Here is a 21,086-nt window from a genome sequence, read left to right as displayed (position 1 = left end):
AGTTTCGGGATTGTTTCAAAATCTCATTTAAAAATATAGAACATGAAGAAATTAAATATAATCACCATAGTTTTAGTTGTATTCGGAATTCAATTTTCTTTTGCCCAAGTAAAAGATGAAAACATTGGTTCGGAAGTGGTAAACATTGTAAAACCATACACTCCAACTATTTCAGATGCTTTCAAAGTAAAAGAAACGCCTGTTTTAGAAGATGAAGAAGAGCAAAAAAAGGAACCAATTCAATACAATATTTTTTCGTTTCCGGTAGCATCAACATTTACGCCAGCAAAAGGAAAAGCAGCTGGAGTAGATAAAACCGAAAAAGAAAAATTATACAACAATTACGCAACTTTAGGTTTTGGAAATTATCCAACTATCAATGCGGAATTATTCATTACACAAAATTTAAGCCGAAGCAATTATGTAGGTGGAATGTTACGTCATTTATCATCTCAAGGCGGAATTAAAGATTTGGTTTTAGATGATAAATTCTACAACACCAGTTTAGATGTTACGTACGGAGTTCGTGAACGCGATATGAGTTGGAACGTTGATTTAGGTGTGAAAAACCAAATTTACAACTGGTACGGTTTACCAACAGAAACGATTTTCTTCGATGACGCTACAATTGCTGGAATCGATTCAAAACAAACGTATAATACGATTGCTCTTGGTGGAAAAATGAGTTTCAAAGATGGAATTTTTAATGATGCGAGTATGCAATTCAAACGTTTTTCAGATGGATTGGATTCGGGAGAAAATCGTTTCTTCATCAAGCCTAATTTCGATTTTGATGTGATGAGTCAAAAAGTAAAAGCAGATTTCGTTGTGGATTATGTAGGTGGAAGTTTTGACAGAATGTATGATGTTGACTCTGAGTTAAAATACAGCACAATCATCGCAGGAACAAGACCAAGTATTTTATATCAACAAGATGATTTATCAGTTCAAATCGGAGCTGGAGTTTATTATGCAACAGCAAAAATCAATGGAGAAAGTGATGGAAAAATCTTCGTTTATCCAAACATTAAAGCGTCATACAAATTAGTAGGAGATATTTTAGTAGCTTACGCCGGAGCAGAAGGAGATTTAGAGCAAAATTCGTATGCAGATTTCGTAGATCAAAATCCGTTTGTTTCTCCAACAATGTTCATTGCACCTACCGATAATAAGTATGATTTATATGTTGGGATGAAAGGAAAATTAGCGAATTCAGTGGCATTCAATGTTAGAATTTCAAATAAAAATCAGGCAGATAGAGCTTTGTTTGTAAGTAACGAATTCAATCCAGCTTACGGAAATACAAATGGTTATGCTTACGGGAATTCATTCGGAGTTGTGTATGATGATTTGAACACATTAAGTGTTTTCGGAGAATTGAAAGCCGATTTTTCTAAAAACGTAACTTTCGGAATCAACGGAACCTACAATAATTATTCAACTGACACTCAAGCGGAAGCATGGAATTTACCACAGTTAAAAATTGGTTCAACCATAGATTTTGATATCAACGAAAAATGGTACGCAGGTGCAAATGTATTTTTTGTGGGTGAAAGAAAAGATTTAATTTCTGTTCAAGATGATTTAACGATTAATCCAGGAACTTTCACTACAACCGAAGTAACTTTAGATAGCTATTTCGATTTGAATGCGCACGTAGGCTATAAATACAACGCTAGATTGACCGCTTTCTTAAAAGGAAACAACTTAGCCAATCAACAATACAAACGCTGGGCAAATTTCCCAGTACAAGGAATTCAGGTGTTGTTAGGTGCTAATTACAAATTCGATTTCTAAAATATGTAACCACAAAGTTCACTAAGGTTTACACAAGGTTCACTAAGGTTTTTTGTGCGCTTAGTGACATCTTTGTGCTCATTGTGGTTAAACTATCATAAACAATGAAAATGTATTTTAAATTTTTAATTCTTTCGGCTTCATTTTTTCTTTTTGTTTCTTGTGATGGGTTTCAAGCTGTTGATGGAATAATTGTTGATTCCGAAACTCATAAACCAATAACTAATGTTCAGATAAAAGAAATTAATAAGTTTGATGCTTTAGGATTTTCCGATAATCAAGGATATTTTCAATTTCATGAAATATCAGGATTAGCTTTTGGTGATAAAGAAATGACTCTTATTTTTTCAAAAGAAAATTATACATCGGATACTATTACTTTTATAAATAATGAAAGTAAGTTAATTAAATTGGAAAGAATAGAAGAAAAATAATAATAATCCTTGCGTTCTTAGCGCCTTCTTAGCGTCCTTAGCGGTTAAACCAATGACATTCAAAAAAAAAATAAAATCCCATTATCAAAATCTATTATCAGAGAAAATAAACGAATTACGTTTTATGATTTCCGATTTGGCTCAAGATGCGCAAAACGATGCGAAAGGTTCGGCTGGTGATAAGCACGAAACGGCTTTGTCAATGATGCATTTGGAACAAGAAAAACTCAATCAAAAGTTAGCTGAAATCATTGCTCAAAAAAACGTTGTGGATAAAATTGATGCGGATGCAATTCACACCAAAGTTGCTCTGGGAAGTTTGGTTCACACTAATGAAATGTTATTTTACGTCAGCACCGCTTTGCCAAAAATCCAACTCGAAAATAAAATGATTATTGCCGTTTCTCCACAATCGCCATTAGGAAGTCAGCTATTGGGAAAAAGTGTCGGAGATGTCATTGCAATAAACACCAATCGATTTCAAATAAAAACAATTCAATAATACAGAAGCCACTCACTCGAGTGGTTTTTTTATGATTTGTAACTAAAACAAACTCAAAGCGACTTTTAAAGTTTATGATTTAATTAAAAAATCAATTTTTAGTTTAAAATTATAACTAAAATTAATTTTAAGGTTTATTATTTAAACTTATATATTCAATTTTGCTTCATCAAATTAAGTGAATTAATTCTTTCATTTAAATAATTAAACATTTCAACGATTAAACTAAAAAAGTTATGTGCGGAATATTAGCCATTATAGGAAAAGGAAAAGAAGAAGCTTTAGTGAAGCAATTGTCTAAAAGAATGAGTCATCGTGGTCCAGATGAAAGTGATATTCATGTTACTGAGAAAGGACATATTTTGGCACACGAACGTTTGTCAATTGTCGATTTACACACAGGAAAACAACCGATTCAAGGAACCAATTCCGCTTGGATGGTGCATAATGGCGAAATATACAATCACAAAAAATTAAGAGAAACCATTTTAAAACATCACACGTTTAGAACGACATCAGATTCTGAAGTTATTGTGCATTTGTATGAAGAATTTGGTTACGATTTCTGTGATATGTTGGATGGGATTTTCGCATTAGTTGTTATCGATGGAGATGATTATATCGTAGCTCGCGACCCACTTGGAGTAAAGCCTTTGTATTACGGAATGGACGAAAGAGGTCGTTTGTATTTTGCGTCTGAAATGAAAGCGATTACCGACCAATGTAAGTCATTTTCAACTTTTCCTCCAGGACATTATTACACTGAAAAAACAGGTTTCGTAAAATACTACAAACCAGAATGGGAAGCACACGAAAAAGCTGTTGAAAAACTAGATTTACAAGGGTTAAACAAAACATTAACCCAAGCAGTTGAAAAACGTTTAATGTGCGATGTGCCTTTCGGAGTATTGCTTTCTGGTGGATTGGATTCTTCTTTAATAGCGTCAATTACGTCAAGATTGTTAGAAGGAAGCGGGCAAGAATTGCATTCGTTTTCTATCGGATTAGATGCTTCGGCACCCGATTTAATTGCTGCAAAAAAAGTAGCAGATTTCATTGGAACAACACATCACGAAATTCATTTCACAGTCGAACAAGGAATCGAAATTTTAGATAAGTTGATTTGGCATTTGGAAACGTATGATGTAACGTCAATTCGTGCGAGTACACCAATGTATTTCTTATCGAAAGCAATTACTGAAAAAGGAATCAAAATGGTATTATCAGGTGAAGGAGCGGATGAAATTTTCGGAGGCTATTTGTACTTTAGAAATGCGCCATCTGTATTGGATTTTCAAAAAGAAACAATCGAACGCGTTCAAAAGTTATTTACAGCCGATTTACTTCGTGCTGATAAATCCACAATGGCGCACGGATTAGAAGCAAGAGTTCCGTTTTTGGATAAAGCATTTTTGGATTTAGCGATTAAAATTCAACCCGAAGAAAAAATGCCAAAAACTTACGACGGAATTGAAAAATATATTTTAAGAAAAGCATTCGATACACCCGAAAAACCCTTTTTACCCGAAGAGATTTTATGGAGACAGAAAGAGCAGTTTTCTGATGGCGTAGGTTACAACTGGATTGATACTTTAATCGAGTATTGTTCAAGTCAAGTAACAGATGAAGAATTTGAAAAAGCAAAAGTGTTATTTCCGTACAATACACCAGTTACAAAAGAAGCGTTCTATTACAGAAGAATATTTCAAAAGCATTTTCCACAAGATAGTGCGGCACAAACGGTTCGCAAATGGATTCCAAAATGGCAAGAAAACCAAGATCCAAGCGGAAGAGCTAATTCGGCTCATGTGAAAGCGGATGTGTCGATTTCAGTAGAAAAAGAAGTGGTTTAGTATTTTTTATTAGGTTTGTTGTTTTGAAAGACCTCTTTAATTGTGTTTTAAAGAGGTTTTTTTTATTTCTCCTATTTTGAGGAAATTAAAAAACAGTTAAAAATTGAAAATAAGGCGATTTTTATTCGATTTAAGACACTTTTGTTTAAAATTAACAAATGTTAATAACTTAACCATGAGTTGCAATGGTTTTTATTTCTTCTTTTTATCTAATTACCTATATTTGTTGATATTAAAAATACTTTATTTAGCACAAATATTATGAGTGAAGAAAATAAAAAAGGTAGTTATTCGGCCGACAGTATTCAGGCATTAGAAGGAATGGAGCATGTAAGAATGCGTCCTTCCATGTATATTGGAGATACTGGAGTTCGTGGATTACACCATTTAGTTTATGAAGTTGTAGATAACTCAATCGATGAGGCTTTAGCAGGACATTGTGATACCATTTATGTAGCAATTAATGAAGATAATTCCATTACGGTTGAAGATAACGGTCGTGGTATTCCAGTTGATTTACATAAAAAAGAAGGTGTTTCGGCGCTTGAGGTTGTAATGACTAAAATTGGTGCTGGAGGTAAATTCGATAAAGATTCATACAAGGTATCTGGAGGTTTGCACGGGGTTGGGGTGTCGTGTGTTAACGCACTTTCTGACCATTTAAAGGCAACAGTATTTCGTGAAGGTAAAATTTACGAACAAGAATACGAAAGAGGAAAAGCATTATATCCAGTTAAACAAATTGGGACTACAGAAAAAAGAGGTACTATGGTTACTTTCAAACCAGATGCTACCATTTTTACTCAGACTTTAGAATACTCTTACGATACATTAGCTTCTCGTTTACGTGAACTTTCTTTCTTAAATAAAGGAATCAAAATTACTTTAACAGATAAAAGAAATCCTGATGAAAAAGGTGAGTTTCCAGTTGAAACTTTTCAATCTAAAGAAGGTTTAAAAGAGTTTGTTAAGTTTTTAGATGGAAATCGTGTGCCAATCATTGGTCATGTAATTTCTATGGAGCATGAAAAAGGAGAAATTCCAGTTGAGGTTGCTTTAATTTACAATGAAAGTTATTCAGAAAATATTTTTTCTTATGTAAATAATATCAACACGCATGAAGGAGGAACGCACTTACAAGGTTTCCGTATGGGATTAACGCGTACGTTGAAAAAATATGCAGATGCTTCTGGATTATTAGATAAATTGAAATTCGAAATTTCTGGAGATGACTTCCGTGAAGGTTTAACAGCGATTATTTCGGTAAAAGTTGCAGAACCACAATTTGAAGGTCAAACGAAAACCAAATTAGGAAATAGAGAAGTAGTTTCTCCAGTTTCTCAAGCGGTTGCAGAAATGCTTGAGAATTATTTGGAAGAAAATCCAAACGATGCTAAAATTATTGTTCAAAAAGTAATTTTGGCAGCTCAAGCGCGTCATGCAGCTAAGAAAGCGCGTGAAATGGTACAACGTAAAACCGTTATGGGCGGTGGAGGTTTACCAGGTAAATTATCAGATTGTTCAGAACAAGATCCAGCAAGATGTGAGATTTTCCTTGTCGAGGGAGATTCGGCAGGTGGAACTGCAAAACAAGGTCGTGACAGAGCATTTCAAGCGATTTTACCTTTACGTGGTAAGATTTTGAATGTTGAAAAAGCAATGCATCACAAAGTTTTTGAAAACGAGGAAATTCGTAATATTTTCACTGCTTTAGGTGTTACAATTGGTACAGAAGAAGATAGTAAAGCTTTAAACCTTTCTAAATTACGTTACCACAAAGTAGTAATCATGTGTGATGCCGATGTCGATGGTTCTCACATTTCAACATTAATTCTAACATTCTTCTTCAGATTTATGAAAGAATTAATCGAAGGCGGTCACGTTTATATTGCTACACCACCTTTATATTTAGTTAAAAAAGGAAACAAAAAAGAATATGCTTGGAACGATGATCAACGTGATTTAGCTAACGAAAGAATGGGAGGAAGTGCCGCAATTCAACGTTATAAAGGTCTTGGAGAGATGAATGCTGAGCAATTATGGGAAACAACATTAAATCCAAATTACAGAACTTTACGCCAAGTTACAATTGATAGTTTAACAGAAGCTGATAGAGTTTTCTCTATGTTAATGGGTGATGAAGTACCACCTCGTAGAGAATTTATCGAGAAAAACGCTGCTTACGCAAAAATTGATGCGTAAATCGGGAATAATAATAGGATTGTTTGCTGCTTTCTTTTTTACACAAAAAGTTAAGGGACAATCGGCTACAGATTTAGAACAAATAGGGTATCTGCTTTCAGATGCCCTTTTGTATTCAGAGCAGTATATAGTTCCTGCTACGGATGCGGCGGTTTATCAAGCTTCTGCAGCTTGGGTGATGTCGCCTAAGAAACGAAAAAAATGGGATGTAAATTTGGGTTTACACACCAATATTTTTTTAGTTCCTAAAGCAGATAGAAGCTTTCAAATTCAAAATTCTGATTTTCAGTTTTTCGAGATTGAAGGTGCAACTTCGGCTACAGTTCCAACGGCTTTAGGAAATGATAATCAGGTTTATTTGGTTGGTGAATTAGGAGGAGAACAGGTTCGTTTCAAAACTCCCGAAGGAATTAATCAAGAAACGGTGATTTATCCTTATTTACAAGGAGGTATAGAATTACCTTACGGATTTGAATTTATCGCTCGATATTCAACTAAAACTAAGTTAAAGAGAGGTGATTACCAAGTTTATGGCTTTGGATTAAAACATAATTTTAGTCAATATTTTCCAAAAGTAGAAGCTAAAAACATCCATTTTGCGGCGGCAGCTATCTATTCAAAAGAAGATATTAGTTTTGATTTTTTGGATATTAATACTGCTTACGGAAATTTAGGAATTAACAATTTGAATGGTTTGGTGGATACTTATCATTTTCAATTGAGTGCTTCTAAAGAATTTAAACGTTTTGAATTAATAGGGAATTTTATTGTAAATCATAGTTCGTTTGAATATGTGGTAAGTGGCGATAAAGGTTCTATTGAGGAAATATTTCCAGTACAAAATGTAATTAATGATCTTTTAAAGCGAATAGCAAAGGATAAAACTAATGTTTTAGGAGAAATTTCGGGTAGATTTCAAATAAGCAAATTTTATCTGCAAAGTTCAATTGCTTTTGGTAAATTTGTCAACGGAAATATTGGAGTTCAATATCAATTTTAATTTAACAATTTTAATATACACAACAAAATGAAAGTAACAATAGTAGGTGCGGGTAACGTAGGTGCAACATGTGCAGATGTTATTTCGTACAGAGGAATCGCAAGCGAAGTAGTATTAGTAGACATCAAAGAAGGTTTTGCTGAAGGTAAAGCGATGGATATTATGCAATGTGCTACAACAACTGTATTCAACACACAATTAAGCGGAACAACAGGAGATTATTCAAAAACTGCTGGAAGTGATGTAGTAGTTATTACATCAGGTATTCCAAGAAAACCTGGAATGACTCGTGAAGAATTAATCGGAATTAATGCAGGAATCGTTAAATCAGTAGCTGATAACGTATTAACTCATTCGCCAAACGCAATTATTGTAGTAGTGTCAAATCCAATGGATACTATGACATATTTAACATTAAAAGCAACAGGATTACCTAAGCATAGAGTAATTGGAATGGGAGGTGCTTTAGATAGCTCACGTTTCAAATATTTCTTATCAAAAGCATTAGATAAACCAGCTAATGATGTTCAAGGAATGGTAATTGGAGGTCACGGTGATACTACTATGATTCCATTAACGCGTTTAGCTTCTTATAATGGTGTTCCAGTTTCTAATTTCTTATCTCAAGCTGAGTTAGACAAAGTTGCAGCTGATACTATGGTAGGTGGTGCTACTTTAACAGGTTTATTAGGGACTTCAGCTTGGTATGCACCAGGAGCTTCTGTGGCGTATTTAGTGGACAGTATCTTAAACGATCAAAAACGTATGATTCCATGTTCAGTATTCTTAGAAGGTGAGTACGGACAAGAAGATATTTGTATGGGAGTTCCATGTATCATTGGTAAAAACGGTGTTGAGAAAATCGTTGACGTACAATTAAATGATGCAGAAAAAGCATTGTTTGCTAAGAGTGCAGATGCAGTTCGTAACATGAACGCCGATTTGAAATCAGTATTGTAATTTTACATCAAAATAAAATTGAAAAACTGTCAAGAAATTGGCAGTTTTTTTTTGTTATTACTATTTTTGATAGGGTATTTAAAAATATCTTTTGGTTCTGAAATTTGGAGTTTTCAACAATATTTTTCGTATTGTGAAATACTTTTTTTAGGTGCAAGTGTTTCATTTTTAAGGAATAATGTGTTTTTGTAGTGAAACTTAGGTAAAAAGGTTGCTTTAATCGAAAATAAAATTGCTAAATCCTATTGTAAATTATATATTTGTCCGTTTTTATAAAATAGAATAAATAAATTTTAGAATAATGCAGAATAGAGGACTTATTAAATTTTTCGCAATTATCTTTGCTTTGGTATGTGTATACCAGCTTTCTTTTACTTTCGTAGCGAATAGTATTGTTTCTGATGCAAAAGCTTTTGCAAAAGGAGATACAGCTAAAGAATTACGCTATTTAGATTCTATCGGTAAAGAAAAAGTATACTTAGGGCATACTTACAAAGAAGTTACTAATAACCAAATCAACAAAGGTCTTGACTTAGAAGGAGGATTAAACGTTATTCTTCAAATTTCGGTTAAAGATGTTTTGAAAGGATTGGCTAATGATTCAAAGAATCCAGCTTTTAACAAAGCATTGGCTGATGCAAAGGCAAACCAACAAGGAAATCAAGATTATATTGATGCTTTCTTTGATGCTGCTAATGCTGCTGATGTAAAATTAGCCGCTGCTGATGTTTTTGGAAACAGAAACTTAGATGAAGTTATTAAGTTTGATATGACTAACAAACAAGTAGAGCCAATCATCAAACAAAAAGTTCAAGAATCAGTAGAAAGTGCTTTCAAAGTATTAAGAGAGCGTATTGATAAATTTGGAGTTACTCAACCTAATATTCAATTATTAGGAAATTCTGGTAGAATTTTGGTAGAATTACCAGGAGCTAAGGATGTAGATCGTATTAAGAAATTATTACAAAGTACAGCTCAATTAGAGTTTTGGGAAACTTATAAAATCGAAGAAGTAGGTCAATATTTAATGTCTGTTGAAGAGGCATTAAAGAAAACAGAAGTTGCTGTTAAAGCAGCACCTGTAAAAACTTCAGGAATCGATTCTTTATTAACAGACAAAGCTGACACAACTGCTGCAGCTAATAGTCCGTTCTTAGGTAAAATGGTTGCTCCAGGGATGCAGGGTTCACCTTTCATTGGAACTTTCGCAACTAAAGATACAGCAACTATTAATGCTTACTTAAAAAGAGCTGACATTAAAGCTTTATTACCAGCTAATTTATCAAATGTTAGATTTGCTTGGGGTAAAACAAATGCTAAAACTCCAGATGTTACAGATTTATATGCATTAAAAGGAACAAGAGATAATGTAGCTCCTTTAAGTGGTGGTGTAATTGTTGATGCAAGAGATACTTTTGATCAATTAGGTAAACCAGCTGTTTCTATGCAAATGAATGGAAATGGTGCTAGAAAATGGGAGCAAATTACAGGAGCAGTTTCACAACAAGGAAATGCAATTGCAATTGTATTAGATAATATCGTTTACTCTGCACCTGGTGTAAGTAAAGGAGCAATTACAGGAGGTCAATCAGAAATTTCTGGAAACTTCACAATTGAAGAAACAAAAGACTTAGCAAACATTCTAAGAGCAGGTAAATTACCAGCTGCTGCAGAGATTGTTCAATCTGAAGTTGTAGGTCCATCATTAGGACAAGAAGCTATCGATAATGGTATGTTGTCATTCGTTATTGGTTTCTCATTAGTATTATTATGGATGGTAGTTTACTATGGTAAAACTGGTTTCTATGCTAACTTAGCGTTATTAGTAAACATCTTATTCATTTTTGGAACATTAGCAAGTTTTGGTGCTGTATTAACATTACCAGGTATTGCAGGTATCGTATTAACGATAGGTATGGCGGTAGATGCTAACGTAATCATTTTTGAAAGAGCTAAAGAAGAATTAGATAATGGTAAATCGGTACAAGAAGCTACAGATTACGCTTTTACTTGGAAAGGTGCGATGTCATCTATCATTGATGCTAACGTTACCACAGCAATTACGGCTATCATCTTATTAGTATTTGGTACTGGACCAATTCAAGGTTTTGCTACAACGTTATTAATTGGTATTTTTACTTCTGTAATTACTGCAGTTTTTGTAACAAGAATGTTCTTAGATTGGAGTTTAAGCAGAAATGAAAAATTAGCTTATTCAACTTCATTAACTAAAACTTGGTTTAAAGATTTAAATATCGATTTCTTAGGTAAGAAGAAAATTGCTTATGTAGTTTCAGGTATTTTAGTAGCATTGAGTATTTTCTCTTTAGCAACAAAAGGATTAAATCAAGGTGTGGATTTTGTTGGAGGTAGAACATATCAAGTACGTTTTGATAAAGCTGTTTCTGCTCCAGAAGTAACGGCTGATTTAGTAGCTGTTTTTGGAAGTGCTGAAGCAAAAGTTTATGGTGGAAACGATCAGTTAAAAATTACTACTAAATATAAAGTTGACGAAGAAGGTGAAGGAGTAGATAAAGAAGTAAACCAAAAATTATATGAAGGTTTAAAGAAATATTTACCAGCTGATTTAACTTATGATAAGTTTGCTAACTTATATGAAGGTAAAAAAATTGGTATTTTGTCTTCTGCTAAAGTAACAGGAACTATTTCTAAAGATATTAAGACAAACTCTTTATGGGCAGTTTTAGGTTCGTTATTTGTGGTATTCGTTTACTTAATGATTAGTTTCCGTAAATGGCAGTTTGGTTTCTCAGCTGTAATTGCGGTTGCACACGATACGATAATCGTATTGGGTATCTTCTCATTCTTCTATACAATTTTACCTTTCAACATGGAGATTGACCAAGCATTTATTGCAGCAATCTTAACGGTAATTGGATACTCGTTGAATGATACGGTAATTGTATTTGATAGAGTACGTGAATACTTAGATTACAATTCATCTCCAGATTTCAAAGGATTAGTAAATAAAGCATTAAATACTACATTAAGTAGAACAATCAATACTTCTGCTACAACATTAGTAGTATTAGTGGCTATCTTCATTTTTGGAGGTGAAACTATTAGAGGTTTCGTATTTGCTATCTTAGTAGGTATCTTAGTAGGAACTTATTCATCTTTATTTATTGCAACTCCAGTGATGCAAGATACAATTGGTGAAAAAGAAGGTCGTAAAATGGCTGAATTCAAAAAAGAAGACTAAGTAATTAGTCTATATTATATAGAAAAGTCCTGATGCATATCAGGACTTTTTTTATATATTTATATTTCTAAATTTGAAACCTATGAAAGCTAAATTTGTTCTGATTACTTTATTGTTTACGTTCTTGTCATGTAATAAGAGTAAAATTCATGATGATTTTGATTCCAGTTTTGATAATAATCGTTGGGATGCAACTGATGTTAGAGTATTTGAATTCGAAAATACGCAATCGGAAGCCGTTTGTGACTTGAAATTACATTTTGGTCATATCAGTGGGTTTCAATTTAAAGAAGTGCCTTTAGAAGTTGAAATTACATCTCCTGACGGTAAGTCGGAAGTACTGCCTGTTGCTATGAAATTAATTGATGAGTCAGGAAAAGATATTGGTGATTGTACAGGTGATATTTGCGATGTGTTTCAAACCATAAAAACATTTCAAAATCTAGAAAAAGGTAAATATAAAGTTGCAGTTAAAAGTAAATTTACTGGGCCTTATTTACCGAATGTTCTTGGAGTTGGAATTGTAGTTGAAAAACAAAAATAAAAAAAGGCGGTTAGGATTTCTAACCGCCTTTTTTGTATGTTTTAATAAATTAATTCTCTTTGACTTCTTTTGCCTTCCATACAAAGTAAAATCCAATAAGGATAAATGGAATACTCAACCATTGTCCCGTTGAAAGCGCATTAAATATTGGATATTGCTCAAATCCACCTTGACTTTCTTTAACAAATTCCACTACAAAACGTACCGACCAAAGTAAGATTAAAAACAAACCAAATAAATAACCGGCTTTGTTTCTAGCTTCAGTTTTCCAATATAAGAACATCAATATGGCGAAAACAAAAACATAGCAAATAGCTTCGTATAATTGTGCAGGATGCTTTGGAGTTACTGCTGCTAAATATTCTGCAAATTGAGGATTTGTGACTATTGCATTATAAGCTTCATTCTTATCTCCAATTTGAGTAATCTGCATGGCATCATTAGTACTGTATTTATCTCTTAAGAATTTAATTCCGAAAGAAGAAGTTGTTTCTGTTCCTACAATTTCAGAGTTCATGAAGTTACCTAAACGAATAAAAATAGCACCCAATGAAACAGGAATTACAATTCTATCTAAAATCCATAAAAACGAACGTTTGATAACTCTTCTTTGAATGTAAAACATGGTAATAATGATTCCGATTGCCGCACCATGACTCGCTAATCCAGCAAAACCTGTGAAATGAAGAGTAGGTTTTGTACTAATTGGCAATAAAATACTCAATGGGTCTTGATGAAATAATTCTGATTGATAAAAAATCACGTGTCCTAATCTTGCGCCTAACATTGTAGCTACCAAAGTGTAAACAAATAACTTGTCTAAAGATTCTATCGATTCGTTTTCTCTTAAAAAAATAGGTTTCATAACATACCAACCTAATCCAAAAGCCAATACCCAAGAAAGACTATAAAAACGTAACATGAAAAATCCTAAATCAATCCCTTCTGCAGGATTCCAAACCATATTGAGTGCGTGAATCATAATTTTTGTTTCTGATTAAAGCGTAAAAATAAATATTATTATTGGGAAACTTGTTAAAATTCCGATAAGAAATTTTTTCAAGAGGAATGTCAATTTCAAAAATCAACTTCAAACCTGAAACCTGAAACAAATAATCAGGAACACAGATTAAAGAAATTTAAATAATTTTAAAAATCAGAAGAGCCAAATGCTCCGCGTATCTCGATTCAACACAATCAAAATAAAAAAAAACTCCGTGAATCTCTGTGAAATAAATCAAGGAACAGGATCATAACCGCTTCTTCCCCAAGGATGACAACTAAAAATACGTTTCAAAGCCAACCAACCGCCTTTAAACAAACCATGTTTTTGCAAAGCTTGAATGGTATATGTAGAACACGTAGGTTCAAATCGACAAGTAGCCGGTGTAAAAGGAGAGATACCAACCTGATAAAATCGCACTAATAAAACAAACGGATAAACAAACCATTGTTTTAGTGTTTTTGGATATTTCGATTGGTGTTGGCTACACATAGTATTGATTAAAAAAAAGAACCTCAATTGAGATTCTTTGTATTGTTAAAAAGTAAAACTAGTTCCTTCTTTTCCGTCTTTTAATTGAATGCCTAAAGCTAATAATTGGTCACGAATTTGATCCGATAAAGCAAAGTTTTTGTTTGCTCTGGCTTCGTTTCGCATTCCAATTAACATTTCAACAACACCACTTAATTTTTCAGTGGTATTTGAATTTCCTGAAGCTTCGTTGCTAATTCCTAACACATCAAATAAGAAATTTGAAATTGTATTTTCTAATAGTTGAATATCTTCTGCTGTTAACGATTCCTTTCCGTCGTTTACCAAATTAATGTAACGCGCGCCTTCAAATAATTGTGCAATTAAAATAGGTGTGTTAAAATCGTCATTCATTGCATCATAACAACTTTGTTTCCAACTTGCAATATCTAAAGTAGAACTGTTGCTTGCTTTCAACATCGGAATTAACTTGTACGATTCCATTAAACGAGAATATCCTTTTTCACTAGCTAACATCGCATCGTTTGAAATGTCTAAAACACTTCTGTAATGCGCTTGTAAGAAACAAAAACGTACAATATTTGGTGCAAATGGTTTTTCAAAAAAAGTATTTTCACCCGTAACCAATTCCATCGGAAGAATATAATTTCCTGTCGATTTACTCATGCGTAAACCGTTCATGGTTAACATATTGGTGTGCATCCAAAAATTCACTGGCGAATGACCATTACAAGCTTTTCCTTGTGCCACTTCACACTCATGATGCGGGAATTTCAAATCCATTCCACCACCATGAATATCAAATGTTTCGCCCAAGTATTTTGTACTCATCGCCGTACACTCTAAATGCCAACCTGGAAAACCTTCACCCCAAGGCGAGTTCCAACGCATAATGTGAGCCGGAGAAGCATTTTTCCAAAGTGCAAAATCTTGTGGATTTTTCTTTTCGTTTTGTCCGTCTAAATCGCGCGTATTTGCAAAAAGTTCTTCGATGTTACGGTTACTCAATTCGCCATAATTCATTCCTTTTTGGTTGTAAGCAAACACATCAAAATAAACTGAGCCATTGCTTTCGTAAGCAAATCCAGTATCAATTAATTTTTGAGTTAACTCAATTTGCTCTAATATATGTCCCGTTGCAGTAGGTTCAATCGTTGGTGGAAGAAAATTAAATGTATCCAAAACCTTGTGAAAATCCACCGTATATTTCTGTACGATTTCCATAGGTTCTAATTTCTCCAAGCGTGATTGTTTCACAAAACGGTCGTTATCTACATCGCCGTCATCGGTTAAATGCCCGGCATCGGTAATGTTTCTAACGTATCTAACTTTGTAATCTAAATGTAATAAATATCTAAAAATCACATCAAAACTCATAAACGTACGCACGTTTCCTAAGTGCACATTGCTGTAAACCGTAGGACCGCAAACATACATACCAATATTTCCTTCATGAATAGGGGTAAAGGTTTCTTTCTCGCCCGAAAGCGTGTTGTATATTTTTAACGTTTGATTTTTATGTAATTCCATTTTGATATTTTTTTTGAAGCTATTCCTGCTATTCATTTCAAGTCCTCGCATAAAAATCTGTTTTTCTATGTTTTAAAAAGTGCTTCTTAGGTCGCATTTTTAAAACAACAAAAACTATATTTTTATTGCTGTGGGCTTTTCATTGCTATCAGGGCTAGTTTTTAGTTTTCAGTTGACAGTCTCAGTTAACAGATTGCTTTTGTTGGTTTTTAGTTTCAGGTTTCAAGTTTCAGGTTTTGTCATTCCGAGCTTGCAAGGAATCTCCTAACCTTAGGTAACTTCTAAACAAAGTTTAGCAAAGACTCCCAACTCTCAACTTAAAACTGCGTATCCAACTTAATATAATCCAAAAACTCTCTTCTTACTTTATCTTCTTTGAATTTTCCGCCAAATTCAGCAGTAACTGTACTACTTTCAATATCGCGAATACCTCTAGAGTTTACACATAAGTGTTTCGCATCAATCACACAAGCTACATCATCAGTTCCTAAAACCTTTTGTAACTCTTGAACAATTTGAATTGTTAAACGTTCTTGAACTTGTGGTCTTTTAGCGTAGTAATCAACAATTCGATTCATTTTAGATAAACCAACTACGGTTCCATTAGAAATGTAAGCTACATGAGCACGACCTACAATAGGAAGTAAGTGATGTTCACAAGTTGAATAAACCACAATGTTTTTTTCAACTAACATTTCACCATACTTATATTTATTGTCAAATGTAGAAGAACCCGGCTTTTTGTTTGGATTTAAACCTCCAAAGATTTCTTTAACAAACATTTTAGCCACACGATTTGGTGTGCCTTTTAAACTGTCGTCTGTTAAATCTAAACCTAATGTGTTTAAAATATGTTCAACATCTTTTTTAATCAACTCAATTTTTTCATCGTCAGAAATAGCAAATGCATCTTCACGTAATGGAGTTTGTGCACTTGTTGCAATATGATCGTTTCCTATTTCGTCTTGAAAATCCTCGTTTTGTATCATCTTACCAATTAGTTTTAATAGCAATTTTAAAAGTGATGCAAAGATAAATAATAAACTTTAAAAAATATTTTTAAATGTTAATTATTGAAAAAAAAGTAAGTAAGTTTAAATTTTTGTTAAATTTGTGGTTCTATAAACTAATTATCAAACTATAAAAATGAAAAAAATTTTACTATTTAGTATTTTTATTTTGTTTCAAGTGGGATTTTCTCAAACGAAATTGAATACTAATTCTCCTTTTTTAAAAGGAGTAACGGTGGAAAAAGTTGAAGATGCAAAATTTGATTACATCAATAATGCTAAAATCTCATGGGATTTTTCAACAATTGATCTAAAAGGTAAACAAGTTTCAATTGAAGTTGTTACTATTTATGATTGTTTTAATGGAGTAAACGCTTCTGATTTTAAATCACAGTTTTCTGTATTAAACAAAGATAACTTTTCAACTAAAGGAAGTCATCAACTAATTCATTTAGATCAAATGGCTAAATGTTTTAAATGGAGAGTTGTTGTTACCGAAAATAGAGAAAAACAAGTTTCTGATTGGTCTTATTTTTCATTTTTAAAATAAAGAAAGATGAAGAAATTACTACTTTTATTTTTACTGTTTAGTGTAAGTTTTACTTTTGCTCAATCACCTGATTGTGCTTCAGCTTCTGCAATGTGTTCTGGGCAAGGAGGTCCTTATAATAATACATACACTGGTACTCCTGGAGGTAACCAAACGGGTTATGGACCTATAACTGGATGTGGAGGGAGTGGAAGTCATGGGAATAATGGATCTTTAGGGTCAACTCCTCGTCCTGCTTGGTTTACATTTCAAATTGGTCAGTCAGGTCCAATCGAATTGAATTTACAGCAATTTAATAATTCTGGAACTGGTATTGACGTTGACTTTGCTTTGTGGGGACCATTTCCTAATAATAATATGTCTAGTATATGTAATAATTTATCTGGATTTCCAGGGTCAACATATACAGGACCATGTAATCTTGTTGATGCAAGTTATTCAGGGACATTTGATGAGACAGTACATATTCCTAATGCGGTTGCAGGCGAAGTTTATTTGTTGTTAGTTACAAACTTTAATGGTCAACAAGGTACTTATACGATAAATCAAATTAATGAAACGCCTTCTTCGGGTCAGATTTCATGTGAAATTGTTTGTGGTGTTACTTTAGGGCCAGACAGAATTTTGTGTGGTTCAGCAACTAGTGTTACTTTAACAGCTAACTTTTTACAAGCACCAACAACACCTGGTTCTCCAGTATACTCTTGGTATTTAAATGGTGTTTTTCAATATACAACAACTACAAATACAACTTCAGTTAGTCAGAGCGGAACATGGACGGTAAGCGTTACAAGGCCAGGTTGTTCTGATATTGCTACTGATGATGTTGAAGTAAGTCTTATTGGTGCAATTAATTATAATAATATTGGCCCTTTCTCAAGTCCAGCGGGTGAGTGTGATCCAATATTTAATTTGAATGATTATTTAGACGATTTGGTAGCGCCAAGCGACCCTGCAAGTTTTACTTTCGAATTTACTGATGGTGTTACAGGTAATGTAATTACTGATCCAGCAAATTACACTACTAATGATGATACTACAATTATAGTTGTTATATCTGCAGGTCCATGTCAAGAACTAACAACTTTCGATTTGTTTGTTGATTGTGTTGTGCCAGCTTGTGATATTGATTTAACCTCTGCGCCATCAACTGCAAATCAGACTATTTGTTTTGGTGATCCTATTGTTAACATTACTTATGAAACGGCAGGAGATGCTACTAATGTAATCGTTAGAGATTTGCCTACAGGATTAAGTGCTGTTTACAGTGGAGATGTTTTAACAATTAGCGGAATTCCAACTCAAACAGGTACTTTTGGTTATGAAGTTGAAACTGATGGATGTTCACCAAATTTAATTTTAAATGGTACCATTACAATAAATTCAAATCCAAGTTTTACTTCATTAACAGCTAATGGACCAATTTGTGCTGGGGCTAATGCTATATTTACATTGTCAGGTACCGCAGGAGCTGATGTTTTTTATAGTATAAATGGAAATCCGATTCAATTTGTAACATTAGATACGTCTGGTGATGGTACAGTTACTGTTCCAGGTGCAACTGTTGATATAACAATAACTTTAAGTGAAATTGTATTAGGAATTTGTGATACTAACTTAACAAATACTGCTACAGTTACTATTTCACCTACACCAGCAGTTCCAACTATTACAACTACACCACCAACGTGTTCAGCGGATGGATTTAGTACTGTTACTAATTATGATGGAACGTTAACTTATACTTTCTCACCAGTTGGTCCTACAATTGATGCGTCAGGTTTAATATCAGGAATGACCTTAGGTACTTCTTACACATTAACTGCAGGAAATGCTACATGTACATCATTAGCATCAAGTCCGTTTACTAATGTAGCAACTTTGTCTGTTCCTGTTGTACCAACAATTTCAGTAACAGCACCAACGTGTTTAGCAGATGGATTTGCAACAATTACAAATTACGATGGAACGTTAACTTATACTTTCACTCCGGCAGGACCAACAGTTGGAGCAGGAGGATTGGTTTCAGGAATGACATTTGGAACAGGTTATGTGGTTTCAGCAGGTAACGGAAGTTGTTCTTCAGTTGATTCAGCATCTTTCAGTGTAAATTCAATTTTACCTACACCAGCAGTTCCAACAATTACAGCTACACCACCAACGTGTTCGGCGGATGGATTTAGTACAATTACAAATTACGACGGAACGTTAACTTATACTTTCACACCAGCAGGACCAACAGTTGGAGCAGGTGGATTGATTTCAGGAATGACAGTTGGAACATCTTACAGTGTTACAGCATCAAATGCTACATGTACATCGGCATCATCAGCATCGTTTACTAATTTAGGTATTTTGGTAACGCCAGTTGTACCAACAATTTCAGTAACAGCACCAACGTGTTTAGCAGATGGATTTGCAACAATTACAAATTACGATGGAACGTTAACTTATACTTTCACTCCGGCAGGAGCAACAGTTGGAGCAGGAGGATTAGTTTCAGGAATGACATTTGGAACAGGTTATGTAGTTTCTGCAGGCAACGGAAGTTGTTCTTCAGTTGATTCAGCATCTTTCAGTGTAAATTCAATTTTACCTACACCAGCAGTTCCAACAATCACAACTACACCACCAACGTGTTCGGCGGATGGATTTAGTACAATTACAAATTACGATGGAACGTTAACTTATACTTTCACACCAGCAGGACCAACAGTTGGAGCAGGTGGATTGATTTCAGGAATGACAGTTGGAACATCTTACAGTGTTACAGCATCAAATGCTACTTGTACATCGGCATCATCAGCATCGTTTACTAATTTAGGTATTTTGGTTACGCCAGTTGTACCAACCGTTTCAGTAACAGCACCAACGTGTTTGGCAGATGGATTTGCAACAATTACAAATTACGATGCAACGTTAACCTATACTTTCACTCCGGCAGGACCAACAGTTGGAGCAGGAGGATTAGTTTCAGGAATGACATTTGGAACAGGTTATGTGGTTTCAGCAGGCAACGGAAGTTGTTCTTCAGCAAATTCTACGTCTTTTGTAATATCTCAACAATTACCATTACCAACAATATTTAGTGTTACTAATAATGGACCAATTTGTTTAGGTTCAACAGCAACCTTTACAATAAACGCTACACCTAATTCTCAGGTTGCTTACAGTGTTGATGGAAATCCAGTACAAAACGTTGCTATTACTGCTTCTGGTGTTGGAATTGTGAATGTTGCAGGAGTTACAGCAAGTACGACATTGACTACAGTTAGTGTTTTTGATGGAGTTTGTACTTCAAATGTTGCGCTTAATTCTACGGTTAATCTGTTCGCTAATACTACTATTGTATTGGTTTCAGCAGCTAGTACAGAGAATCAATCAAGATGTGCTGATGTTACAATTGATCCAATTCAATATCAAGTTACTGGTACTGCTACAGGAGTTTCTGTTTTAGGATTACCAACAGGAGTTACGCATAGCTATAATGCTGCGACAGGTTTGTTAACTATATCAGGGGCTACTAATGTAGCTGGTTTATCAAGTTATTCAATTACAACTACTGGTGGTTGTAACCCTCAAGCAACAGCTTCGGGAAGTATTACAATTACCCAGCGTCCAGTTTTGAATTATACTGTAACTACTACTGTTTGTGATGGAAGTCCTTTAGATTTCGTATTAGGTAGTAATATGCTAGGAACAACATATACATGGAGTGCTACTTTATCAAACATTACAGGTACTTACGTAACAAGCGGAAATGAGTCGAATATTAATCAAATAGCAACTCTTAACAATTCAGAAACTGTTGGAACTATAACTATTAAAATTACACCTCATGCTAACGGATGTTCAGGTGATGAATCTAATCCGATTACAATTTTTGTTAATCCAAACCCAGTTGTAGAAGCAGTAGCAGTAGCAGATACTTCGGTTTGTTCTGCAACAAATGGTGTTAATAATGTTCATGTTGAACTTTCAGGTAA

15 protein-coding genes are annotated in these 21,086 nt (G+C 33.9%); 11 read left to right on the top strand and 4 right to left on the bottom strand.

Annotation, left to right across the window (positions count from 1 at the left end):
- Window positions 1-42 precede the first annotated feature (42 nt).
- From B0I03_RS06910 to B0I03_RS06870, 9 genes are all read left to right on the top strand, one after another.
- Window positions 43-1,797: a TonB-dependent receptor gene (locus tag B0I03_RS06910; protein ID WP_111566728.1), complete on the top strand. Its 1,755-nt coding sequence runs from the start codon at window positions 43-45 to the stop codon at window positions 1,795-1,797.
- Between the two features lie 110 nt (window positions 1,798-1,907).
- Window positions 1,908-2,231, top strand: coding sequence for a hypothetical protein (locus tag B0I03_RS06905; RefSeq protein WP_146603269.1), 324 nt, complete (start codon window positions 1,908-1,910; stop codon window positions 2,229-2,231).
- 52 nt (window positions 2,232-2,283) lie between these two features.
- Window positions 2,284-2,733: a GreA/GreB family elongation factor gene (locus B0I03_RS06900; protein ID WP_111566726.1), complete on the top strand. Its 450-nt coding sequence runs from the start codon at window positions 2,284-2,286 to the stop codon at window positions 2,731-2,733.
- Window positions 2,734-2,969: 236 nt separating this feature from the next.
- On the top strand, window positions 2,970-4,586 hold the full coding sequence (gene asnB, locus B0I03_RS06895; RefSeq protein WP_111566725.1) for an asparagine synthase B: 1,617 nt from the start codon (window positions 2,970-2,972) through the stop codon (window positions 4,584-4,586).
- A 261-nt stretch (window positions 4,587-4,847) separates the two neighbouring features.
- Complete coding sequence (gene gyrB, locus B0I03_RS06890) at window positions 4,848-6,788, top strand: DNA topoisomerase (ATP-hydrolyzing) subunit B (protein ID WP_111566724.1); 1,941 nt, start codon at window positions 4,848-4,850, stop codon at window positions 6,786-6,788.
- Complete coding sequence (locus B0I03_RS06885; protein WP_111566723.1) at window positions 6,781-7,788, top strand: DUF6588 family protein; 1,008 nt, start codon at window positions 6,781-6,783, stop codon at window positions 7,786-7,788. Before gyrB ends, B0I03_RS06885 begins: the two co-directional genes overlap by 8 nt.
- Before the next feature lie 27 nt (window positions 7,789-7,815).
- Window positions 7,816-8,748 (top strand): malate dehydrogenase, encoded by a 933-nt coding sequence (mdh, locus tag B0I03_RS06880; RefSeq protein WP_111566722.1) that lies wholly within the window; start codon window positions 7,816-7,818, stop codon window positions 8,746-8,748.
- 301 nt (window positions 8,749-9,049) lie between these two features.
- Window positions 9,050-11,971 carry a protein translocase subunit SecDF gene (gene secDF, locus B0I03_RS06875; protein ID WP_111566721.1) on the top strand — a complete coding sequence of 974 codons (2,922 nt, stop codon included), beginning with the start codon at window positions 9,050-9,052 and terminating at the stop codon, window positions 11,969-11,971.
- 82 nt (window positions 11,972-12,053) lie between these two features.
- On the top strand, window positions 12,054-12,515 hold the full coding sequence (locus B0I03_RS06870) for a gliding motility lipoprotein GldH family protein (protein ID WP_111566720.1): 462 nt from the start codon (window positions 12,054-12,056) through the stop codon (window positions 12,513-12,515).
- A 49-nt stretch (window positions 12,516-12,564) separates the two neighbouring features.
- Here the strand turns inward: B0I03_RS06870 and lgt are convergent, their stop codons facing one another.
- The 4 genes from lgt to folE all read right to left on the bottom strand — a co-directional run bounded on the left by lgt (window position 12,565) and on the right by folE (window position 16,529).
- Complete coding sequence (lgt, locus tag B0I03_RS06865; protein ID WP_111566719.1) at window positions 12,565-13,497, bottom strand: prolipoprotein diacylglyceryl transferase; 933 nt, start codon at window positions 13,495-13,497, stop codon at window positions 12,565-12,567.
- 255 nt (window positions 13,498-13,752) lie between these two features.
- Window positions 13,753-14,010 carry a membrane protein insertion efficiency factor YidD gene (gene yidD / locus B0I03_RS06860; protein ID WP_111566718.1) on the bottom strand — a complete coding sequence of 86 codons (258 nt, stop codon included), beginning with the start codon at window positions 14,008-14,010 and terminating at the stop codon, window positions 13,753-13,755.
- 45 nt (window positions 14,011-14,055) lie between these two features.
- Window positions 14,056-15,540 carry a cysteine--tRNA ligase gene (gene cysS, locus B0I03_RS06855; RefSeq protein ID WP_111567012.1) on the bottom strand — a complete coding sequence of 495 codons (1,485 nt, stop codon included), beginning with the start codon at window positions 15,538-15,540 and terminating at the stop codon, window positions 14,056-14,058.
- Between the two features lie 317 nt (window positions 15,541-15,857).
- A complete protein-coding gene (gene folE, locus B0I03_RS06850; RefSeq protein ID WP_111566717.1) occupies window positions 15,858-16,529 on the bottom strand; it encodes a GTP cyclohydrolase I FolE in 672 nt (223 codons plus the stop codon).
- A gap of 157 nt (window positions 16,530-16,686) precedes the next feature.
- On the opposite strand from folE, the gene B0I03_RS06845 reads away from it, so the two are divergent.
- A complete protein-coding gene (locus B0I03_RS06845; protein ID WP_111566716.1) occupies window positions 16,687-17,100 on the top strand; it encodes a hypothetical protein in 414 nt (137 codons plus the stop codon).
- Between the two features lie 6 nt (window positions 17,101-17,106).
- Window positions 17,107-21,086, top strand: a 3,980-nt coding sequence (locus B0I03_RS06840; protein WP_317048048.1) for a beta strand repeat-containing protein, incomplete at its 3' end; no start/stop codon positions are given.

Source organism: Flavobacterium aquaticum, assembly GCF_003259835.1.
Taxonomy (GTDB): Bacteria; Bacteroidota; Bacteroidia; order Flavobacteriales; family Flavobacteriaceae; genus Flavobacterium; species Flavobacterium aquaticum.
This window is presented reverse-complemented; position numbering and strand designations above follow the sequence as displayed.